Origin of the sequence: Pseudomonas sp. BIGb0176 (genome assembly GCF_024810175.1) — a bacterium.
In the GTDB taxonomy this organism is placed as follows: Bacteria; Pseudomonadota; Gammaproteobacteria; order Pseudomonadales; family Pseudomonadaceae; genus Aquipseudomonas; species Aquipseudomonas protegens.
In genome coordinates this window covers 1,359,278-1,368,302 of sequence record NZ_JANUEC010000001.1, presented here as the reverse complement: position 1 = coordinate 1,368,302, position 9,025 = coordinate 1,359,278, and the positions used below count along the sequence as shown (strand labels likewise).

Here is a 9,025-nt window from a genome sequence, read left to right as displayed (position 1 = left end):
CGGGAGGGGCGCAAAGCCCCTCCTGTCTGCGGCGCCCTCTTTTCCCGGTGTTAGATCCAACCATGAGCAAACCCATGAATTCGCGGCAGCGAGCCCTTGCCGGCTGGCTGCTTGTCGTCCCACTGCTGGTGGCGCCCCTGGCGCAGGCGGCCTCACAGCACCTGCAACACCTGTCACAACCCCGACCCGAGGCACTGCCCAGCGACCTGTGGCGGGTGTACCTGGATGCCCGGCAGAACAACAGCGAGCTGGCGGCGGCCCAGGCCGATCAGGCGGCCCGCGCCGAGGCAGTGCCCCAGGCCCGGGCCGGTCTGCTGCCCACGCTGTCCGCCAGTGCCGATCTCAATGCCACCAGCACCTCCCTGCAGCAGCCGCGGCAGGACACCCGTCGCAGTGGCACCAGTTATCAGGCGGTGCTGAACCAGCCGATATTCCGCGCCGATCGCTGGTTCACCCTCAAGGCCGCGCAAGCTGAAGACCAGCAGGCCCAGCTGGAGTTGGCCGCCGCCGAGCAGAAACTCATGTTCGACAGCGCCCAGGCCTACTTCGGCCTGCTCAAGGCCCAGGACGCCCTGGCGGCGGCCAAGGCCGAAGAAGCGGCGCTCAAGCGCCAGCAGCAACTGGCCGAGCGCGGCTTGCAGCTGGGCCTGTCGGACCGCACCGATGTGCTGCAGGCCCAGGCCGGGCATGACACGGCGCGGGCCAACCGCATCGTGGCGCAGAAGCAGACCGACGATGCCTTCGAAGCCCTGGACACCCTGACGCATCAGCAGTACCAGGCAGTCCAGGGGTTGCGCCACGACATGCCGGTGCTGTTGCCCGAACCCAACGACGCCCGGCGCTGGGTGGACACGGCGGTGCGCCAGAACCTGACCCTGCAGGCCAGCCAGTTTGCCCTGGAGGCGACGCAGCAGACCCTGAGCGCGCGCAAGGCCGGGCACGCGCCGACCCTGGACGCGGTGCTGCGCTACCAGACCGGGGACAACGACGCCCTGGGCTACGGCAACAGCGATATCCGTGGCAATGGCTACGGTGGCAATGTCGAGCAGCGCACCGTCGGTCTGCAGTTGAACATTCCGCTGTTCAGTGGCGGCCAGACCCGCTCCCAGGTGCGCGAAGCCCACCAGCGGATGAACCAGCGCGAGTACCTCAACGACGGCTTGCGGCGTCAAGTAGTGGAGCAGACCCGCAACCTGCATCGCGGTCTCAACAGTGGTGTCGATCAGGTGCAGGCGCGGCGCCAGTCGATCATCTCCAACCAGGGCGCCGTGCTGGCCTCGCAGATGGGCTTTCAGGTCGGAACCCGCAATATCGTCGATGTGCTGGAGGCGCAGCGTCAGCTCTATAACGCCGTGCGCCAGTACAACAACAGCCGCTATGACTACATTCTCGACACCCTGCGGCTCAAGCAGGCGGTGGGGACATTGTCGCCCCAGGACCTCAAGGCGCTTTGTGATTACCTCAAGGCCGACTACGATCCGGACCGCGATTTTCTGCCGCCGGAGTTTCCACGCCGGCTGGCAAAACGCTGACAGGGCCAGGCAATGCCTCGGACAAGGGTTGGCGGGCACCGATTTTTTTCAGGTAAAGGGGGACAGGGTTGTACGGGTTATTGGACTTCTTCGACAGTCACAGGCGCTGCTGTTATGCCCTGGGCGTGATGATCGCGGGCGGCGCCGCAGGGGCGCTGGGCAACTACTACCGTGTGCAGGTCGAAGACGTCTACCGGGCCAGCATCCAGATGCAGACCCGGGAGCAGGCCCAGGACCTGGAACAATGGAAATCCAACGGTTTTGCCATTGGCGCACTGTCGATCCTCGGGCGTCACAACCCCTCGCTCAAGCGCATTGTCCTGGAGCCCGAACCCTCTGCGGACCTGATGGAGCGGGCCACCATTCCCCTCAAGACCCTGTCCCTGGTGGTGGAAGCCAACCATGCGTTTGTTCTCAACCGGGAAGGGGTGGTGGTAGCGGCCCATGACCAGCACGGGCAGACGCCCCTGGGGCTGAACGTGGCCTTCCGCCCCTACTTCAAGGTGGCTCTCGATGGCGGCAGCAGTGTCTACGGCGCCATCAGCGCCACCACCGGCACTCGCATGTTCTACATGGCGGCACCGATCTTCGAGTCGCGTACGCGCCAGGACAAGGTGATCGGGGTGCTGGTGGCGCGTTTTGATGCCGACAGGCTCGATGCCAGCCTGAGCAAGCCGTACAGCGACGATCTGAAGATGATCCTGTCCCCCAGCGGCGTGGTGCTGGCCGCCAGTTCCCCGGCCTTTATCCTCAAGTCCGACCGCGCCTGGCCCTGGAACCGGTTTACGGGGGAGATCCGCCGCCAGTTCAGCGACTATCCGTTTGCCAATGGGGTGCCCGAGCGCTTGCCCTTCGATGCCCATCAGTCGGTGATCCAGCTGGACGGCCGGCGCTATAGCCTGTCCCGGGTGGATTTCGACTGGAATGACCCGAGCGGTCCCTGGACCCTGATCACCCTGGGCGACCTGGATACGCTGTTGCCGGGGGAACAGGTGCTGCTGATCGAGGGGCTGAGTGCCCTGGTGTTCTTGCTGTTGCTGTGGGGCGGCCTGCGGCGTCTGGCCGATGCCCGGCGGCACAAGCGCGACGTGGCGCAGATCGAGCAGAGCGAACAGCGCCTGGACATGGCCCTGCAGAGCGGGGCCCTGGGGCTGTGGGACTGGAACCTCAGCCTGGGGACGGTCATCAACAACGATGTCTGGCTGCAGATTCTTGGCTACAGCAAACAACAGATGGAACAGGCTTTCGGCCATGGCCTGGAGCGCTGGACCGCTCTGGTGCACCCGGACGACTACGAGCCAGTCATGGCCCGGCTCAAGGCGCACCTGAACGATGAAGTCGGCGAATACCGCGCTGAGTACCGCATGCGCAACAAAGAGGGGCAATGGCTGTGGGTGCTGGACATCGGCAAGATCATGCAGCGCGACGCCAGTGGAGTACCGACGCGGGTCACCGGGGTGCTGCAAGACATCAGCGAGCGCAAGGCGGTGGAAGCGCAAATCCAACAGTCACGACAGGATGCCGAGCGGGCGACCCAGGCCAAGTCGGAGTTTCTCGACTGCATGTCCCATGAGATCCGCACGCCGCTGAACGCGATCATCGGCATGGCCCACCTGGCACTGGACCTGCCGCTGGAGCCGGTGCAGCGCGACTACATCGAAAAGATCGACCGTGCGGCCAAACACCTCGTGGGCACCATCAACGGCGTGCTCGACCTGTCGAAGATCGAAGCCGGCAAGCTGAGCATGGAGCAAGTGGGCTTCGACCTGCGGGAACTGGTGGACGATGTGTTGCTGCTGGTCCGCCAGCGCGCGGAAGAAAAGGCGCTGCGGCTGCAACTGGATATTCCGGCTTCACTGCCGCGCCGTTATGTGGGTGATCCGCTGCGTCTGGCCCAGGTGCTGACCAACCTGGTGGACAACGCGATCAAGTTCACCGAGGCCGGCCATGTCTGTATCGGTGTGTGCCTGGTGCGCCAGTGGGATCATCAGGCGCTGCTGTGCTTCAGCGTCACCGACACCGGGGTGGGCATCAGCGACGAGCAGCAGGCCCGCTTGTTCAATGTCTTTGTCCAGGCCGACCGGTCCATCAGCCGGCGTTATGGCGGCAGCGGCCTGGGGCTGACCATCTCGAAGAAAATCGTGCAACTGATGCAAGGTGATATCTGGGTGAAAAGCCAGCCAGGGCAGGGCGCAACATTCAAGTTCAGCGTGCAGTTGAACCTGCCGCCGTTACCGCTTGAGGAAAACTGCACCACGCCTGCCGCGCCGGCGACTGGCGCCACAGCGGGGCAGGGCGCGATCAATGACCCGGTACGCTGGCTGGCGGGGACGCGGGTGCTGGTGGTCGAGGACAACCGGCTCAACCAGGAAGTGTTGCAGGGCCTGCTGCAGCGCGTGGGGGTCCAGGTGCTGCTGGCGGCGAACGGTGCGCAGGCCCTGCGTCTGTTGCTTGAGGAGGGGCGCTTTGACGCTGTGCTGATGGATTGTCAGATGCCGGTCATGGACGGCTTCGCCACGACCCGCAAGATTCGCGGGTATCCGCACCTGCGGTGGCTGCCGATCATTGCCGTGACCGCCAGTAGCCAGGCCGATGTGCAGGGCAGGGCGGTGGCGGCCGGCATGAGCGATCTGCTGAGCAAGCCCCTGGAGGTCGCGGCGTTCTATCGGACCCTGGTGCGCTGGATCAAAGCGACGGACATGCCGGTAGCGCAAGTTCCGGCGCCTCCGGGTACAAGCATCTTGAACCCGACTTATGCAGGCATCGACACCGCGCGCGGGCTGGCGGTGGTGAACCAGGACCTGGCCCTGCACCGCAAACTCCTGGCCGACTTTCGTGACAGCCAGCAGCAGGTCATCGAACGCTTGTGGCAAGCCCATGCCGCAGGGGACCTGGCCGCCCTCGGCTTTCTGGCCCACAGCCTGCAGGGCAACGCCGGGAACATCGGTGCCACGGCGGTCAAAGAGGCCGCTGGGCAACTGGAGGAACAGGCGGGCGGGCCGGCAGCGCTGGGGCCGCTGATCGAGCAGCTGGCGCGGTGCCTGGAACCGGTGCTGGCCGGCCTGGCGTCCCTGCCAGGGGCAGCCGACGGGGATCTGGCACCGCACCAGCTGGGGCTGGACCCTGAGCAGGTGTTGGCACTGGAGCGCTTGGCCAAGCTGCTGCGCAGCCATAATGCCCAGGCCCTGGCGCTGATCGATGAACTGTGCGAGCAATATCCCTGTGGCCCTCTGCGGGCCATTCAAGAGCGGATCTACCGGCTGGAGTTCCAGCAGGCCCATGACCTGCTTGTCGACTTCCAGGGCTAGCGGGTGTCCTGGGTCAGGGCCTGATAGCGGGCCATGCGGTCGGTGCAGTGCTCGACCAGGCATTGATGCAAGGCGCGCAACGACGAAGTGATCTGCGAGCGGTGCGAGACCACCAGATTCAGCGGCGCCGCGTCGGACTGCCAACCGGGCAGCAACGGCAGCAGGCGACCGGCGAGCAGGTCCTCCACGACATTGAGCAGCGGCAGGTTGACCACGCCGTGGCCAGCCACGGCCCAGCGCCGTGCGGCATCGCCATCATCACAGCAAAAATGCCCTTGCACCGGCACGTCCTCGACCTTGCCGGCCCCATGGAAACGCCAGCGGCCCTCCGGGCGGCCAATGCTGTGGCAGATGATGCATTCGTGCTCGCTCAGCTGTTTCGGCGACTCGGGCTGGCCATGCTCGGCCAGGTAATCGGGCGCAGCGCAGGCGATGAAGTAATGCTGCTTGAGCACCGGTAGCTCGACCAGATCCAGTGCCAGGTTCTTGCCGTAGCGCAACGCCGCATCGAAGCGGCCCTTGAGCAGGTCCTCTTCCTTGTCGCTCAGCGCCAGCTTGATGTACATGCGCGGCCGTTCCTGCTTGAGCCGGGCGAGCATGTCCAGCAGCAGGTTGCGGCCCAGGTCGGAAGACACCGTGAGTTCCAGCATGCCGTCATCGTGGCGCAACGAGCGCTTGCCGTTGGCCAGGATCTTCAAGGCGTGCTGGGCACTTTCCAGGTAGCGCGCGCCTTCGGGGGTGAGCTTCATGGTGCGGGTGGAGCGGGTGAACAGCCGCACGCCGAGGCGGTTTTCCAGGCGCTTGAGCCCCAGGCTGGCGGCAGCCGGGGTGATCGACATGACGCGAGCGGCGGGGGACAGGCCCTGCAGCTCGGCGATCAGAATGAACAGCTCCAGATCTGCAAAGTTAGGCATTGGCCAGGCTCACCATCCATTCACCGGCCGAAAAAGCTCTGTGACGAACTCAGCAAGGCCGCCGACAGCGGCTCCGGGTCGCCGGCGATGCACTGCTCGAACCCGGGCTGGCGGTACATCTGGCCCATGGCTTGCGCATGCCGACTGTGGAGGTCCTCGGTGCTGGCCTGGAGCAGGCTCAGGTGGTAGTTCAGTGCCAGGGCGAACAGACGGACCGACAGGGACAACTGCTCGCAGGTGTGCAGCTCGCCAGGGTCCTTGAGCAAGGCATCGGCGTGGGTGATTTTCCAGGCAAGGTTGAGGATCGGGTCTTCCGGCTCGGCGTGGGCGAGAATCTCTTCAATCAGCAGCCTGCTGTGACCCAGGGCCTGATCGATACGGCTGCCCGGCTGATTGAGGCCCATCAGCGCCAGGCAGGCAGCGCTGCGCAAGGCCGCGGGGTCGCGCCGGCTCGGGCTGCTGCGCAGCAGAATCGACAGGGTATCGAGCAGGGCCTGGAGGCGAATCTGCGGATTGCCGGCCAGTTGCAGGGTCAATGCACTGACAAAACCGTCGCGCATGTCGCTGCCGGCGCAAGGTCCGGCCACTGCTTGCAGGTCATGCAGGGGTTTGTTGCGGTAGCCCAGTTGCGTTGCCACCCGGGCCAGTACCACAGGGGGCGAAATCGGCTTGGCGATGTAATCGGCGGCGCCCAGCAGCAGCCCCAGGCGTTCGTCTTCGACGCTGCTGCGCGAGGTCAGGAAAATCACCGGAATGGCTGCAGTCGCCGGATGACTCTTGAGCTCGCTGAGCACCTGGAAGCCATCCATCTCCGGCATCAGGATGTCGAGAATGATCAGATCGGGGCTGGCACTGCGAGCCAGGGCCAGGCCACGTTCGCTGTTCTTTGCCAACAGCACTTCATATTCGGCGGTCAGGGTTTTCGACAGCACGATCAACGATTGCGGATCATCGTCGATGGCCAGGAGCGTATAGGGCTTGGGAACATGCTCTGCGGGCATGACGAGGGGGCCTGAACAAAATAGGCCGGCAGTCTAGCGTATTTGGTTTATGGGCACCTAGCGGCCAGCTGCCGCAGTCGAAGAGAATGAATCGCCTGCTCATCCTCCGGACAACAACCGCTTTTGCCGCCAGGCCGGTGCGCTGGTGGGGAAAAGCACTTCAGTCGGCCGGAAGCGGGCGATGCCGTAGGCGGCGGCAATACGCTGGCGTTGCTGGCCCCGGACAAGCGCTTGCTGAAAACTGCTTTCGCGCTGCGCCAGCCCCAGCACATAGCCCACGCCCGCCTGGAAATCACCTCCATGGGCCTGCCACCAGGCTGCGATCAACTGCGGGTCGGGCCAGGGTAGATTCTCATCGGGGTCCATGGCCACATTGGCATCCTCAGGGTCGTCGTTCGGGCCTGCATCGAAATCCGGCAGGTCCTGCAATTCCAGATCGAGTAACGCCAGGTCTGCCCCAGTAATCTGGCTGAAGGCCTCGCCGGCGACGCGGGCATGAGGCAGGTCGCTCATCTGCTGGATCAGCCAGGGCACGCTGACCGGGTCGCCCAGCAGCCCAACGGCCTGGATGCCGACGCGCTGTTGCTCGGGGTTCTGTATCAACTGGCGTATCCAGGCGATGCTGTGCTCACGCCTTTGCCAGGCCAGCAGTACACAGAGCGCGCGGTACTGGAACTGGCCCGGTTGCTCGGCGAACTGCCGCAGCGGCTCCAGTGCTTCCTCGTCGCCCATCTGTGCGGTGGCCCAATTGGCCCAAAAGCGCGTGGCGGTGTCCTGGTGTTGCCGATGGGTGCGAATTGTCGGCATCAGGTCACGACGGCGCAGCTCGCCGGCAGTGCGGGCGGCACGTGCCAGGACGCTTGGGTCGGCGTGGGAAAGTCCGGTAAGCAGGGCTGGGCCGGGGTCGTGGCGGTGCATGCCACAGGCGGCCAGGCCGAGGCGCAGAAACAGGGGGTCGGGGGAGGCGAGCAGGCGATCGATCCAGGGCGATACCCACTTCCAGTCGAGCCAACCCAAGGCCATCAGGTAGCCGCTCTCCGTTTCTACGGCACTTCGCAAATGCTCGCTGAGCCGTGACAACACCTGTGCGTTACCCGCCTCGAAGGCCAGCACCACACTGGCGAACAGCTCGCCAATGGCGTGTGGCCCAAGTTGAGCCAACAGGGTTTCCAGGCCGCAGGTGCCGGCGACGCGAAGGCCGTCAAGGTGGGCGTCGATGCGCTGGTCAAGTTGGCTGAGGTGGTCGAAGTCGTAGTGCGGTGCGCCCAGGGCATAGTCACGCAGGACGGCGAGGAAGCTGGCTTCTTCGACATGTTGATCCAGAATCAGCGAAATCAACTTCGAGTACATTTCAAAGTCTTGAGAAATAGTGAGTTAAGCAAGTTTCCTCCAGCTCTGCCCGTCATGTACCAAGATATCCTTTTGGCCAACAGACCAAAGCGCCCCGTTTTTAGCGGAAAGACAGTAGCAAGTATTGGGCTTTGGCATGTTCCAGTTGACTGGCCGCAAAGAACTTTCATCGAGAACGTATACTTCGAACAAGGTGGCTAAATAGATTTTTCCTTGGTGTTCAGCAATGCTCCAGAAATCATCGGTGAACTCTTCGAGATCGATAATTTCCCATGTGTCTGCTCTGCCACGCAACAAAGTGCCTTGGCGGCCACATAAATAACAATAACCATCAGAGGCGCATATCAATGCAGTTATTTTAAAGTTGGTTGGACTGTCGACTTGCCGCCAGTTGCCTTGCTCCCGCAGCCATATTTCTCCCTTCCAGCCGGCGGCATAGATTTCATCATTGGAGAAACCGCCCAGTGCTTCGAAGCCAAAAACACTGTCTTTACTCGTAGGCTTTGGGGCATGTACAGGCTGCCAGGCAGAAGATCCATGGCGTACATACACTTCTCGGGACACTCCGCACAAGTAGGTATATTCGCCTATCGAGCTTATCCCTCTGAGCATTAGCGGTGGCGGATCCATTTGCGACAAGCTGAGGGTCGAGCCGAGATAGCCTTCCCCGATTTCACCCTCTTCGGATATTGCCAGCATCTGTTGTGACCGGTCGGTGGTCATGGCAACGGTATCCCAAGTCGCCTCGCCAACTTCTCGCCACTTTCCAGAGTTGTACTCCAGGAAAATGGTGTGCGAAACGTCCTGGGCTTCTAGTCCTATTTCCCGAAAAGCGAAAAAAGATTTTTGTGCGTCTACGGCGGCAACATAAGCGTAGTAATAATCTTCCAGCCATTCGTCAGCCATATGAATATCCGTTT

The 9,025-nt window shown here is 63.3% G+C and carries 6 protein-coding genes; 2 read left to right on the top strand and 4 right to left on the bottom strand.

Going from position 1 to position 9,025, the window contains the following annotated elements; genetic code table 11:
- The first annotated feature begins 74 nt into the window (after nucleotides 1-74).
- Nucleotides 75-1,532, top strand: coding sequence for a TolC family outer membrane protein (locus M2395_RS05900; RefSeq protein ID WP_405046068.1), 1,458 nt, complete (start codon nucleotides 75-77; stop codon nucleotides 1,530-1,532).
- Nucleotides 1,533-1,660: 128 nt separating this feature from the next.
- A complete protein-coding gene (locus tag M2395_RS05895) occupies nucleotides 1,661-4,840 on the top strand; it encodes an ATP-binding protein (RefSeq protein WP_185057794.1) in 3,180 nt (1,059 codons plus the stop codon).
- On the opposite strand, the gene M2395_RS05890 is transcribed toward M2395_RS05895, so the two are convergent.
- The 4 genes from M2395_RS05890 to M2395_RS05875 form a co-directional block, all read right to left on the bottom strand.
- Nucleotides 4,837-5,754 carry a LysR family transcriptional regulator gene (locus M2395_RS05890; RefSeq protein WP_123430775.1) on the bottom strand — a complete coding sequence of 306 codons (918 nt, stop codon included), beginning with the start codon at nucleotides 5,752-5,754 and terminating at the stop codon, nucleotides 4,837-4,839. The genes M2395_RS05895 and M2395_RS05890 overlap by 4 nt on opposite strands.
- A 20-nt stretch (nucleotides 5,755-5,774) precedes the next feature.
- On the bottom strand, nucleotides 5,775-6,755 hold the full coding sequence (locus tag M2395_RS05885; protein ID WP_123430774.1) for a two-component system response regulator: 981 nt from the start codon (nucleotides 6,753-6,755) through the stop codon (nucleotides 5,775-5,777).
- 99 nt (nucleotides 6,756-6,854) lie between these two features.
- Complete coding sequence (locus M2395_RS05880; RefSeq protein WP_123430773.1) at nucleotides 6,855-8,105, bottom strand: TIGR02270 family protein; 1,251 nt, start codon at nucleotides 8,103-8,105, stop codon at nucleotides 6,855-6,857.
- Between the two features lie 24 nt (nucleotides 8,106-8,129).
- A complete protein-coding gene (locus tag M2395_RS05875) occupies nucleotides 8,130-9,011 on the bottom strand; it encodes a hypothetical protein (RefSeq protein WP_053158506.1) in 882 nt (293 codons plus the stop codon).
- Nucleotides 9,012-9,025: the final 14 nt, after the last annotated feature.

What these genes read in the sequence shown, in the direction of transcription:
- M2395_RS05900 (WP_405046068.1), top strand. Translation starts at nt 75, where the DNA reads ATGAATTCGCGGCAGCGAGCCCTTGCCGGCTGGCTGCTTGTCGTCCCA.
- M2395_RS05895 (WP_185057794.1), top strand. Translation starts at nt 1,661, where the DNA reads ATGATCGCGGGCGGCGCCGCAGGGGCGCTGGGCAACTACTACCGTGTG.
- M2395_RS05890 (WP_123430775.1), bottom strand. Translation starts at nt 5,754, where the DNA reads ATGCCTAACTTTGCAGATCTGGAGCTGTTCATTCTGATCGCCGAGCTG.
- M2395_RS05885 (WP_123430774.1), bottom strand. Translation starts at nt 6,755, where the DNA reads ATGCCCGCAGAGCATGTTCCCAAGCCCTATACGCTCCTGGCCATCGAC.
- M2395_RS05880 (WP_123430773.1), bottom strand. Translation starts at nt 8,105, where the DNA reads ATGTACTCGAAGTTGATTTCGCTGATTCTGGATCAACATGTCGAAGAA.
- M2395_RS05875 (WP_053158506.1), bottom strand. Translation starts at nt 9,011, where the DNA reads ATGGCTGACGAATGGCTGGAAGATTATTACTACGCTTATGTTGCCGCC.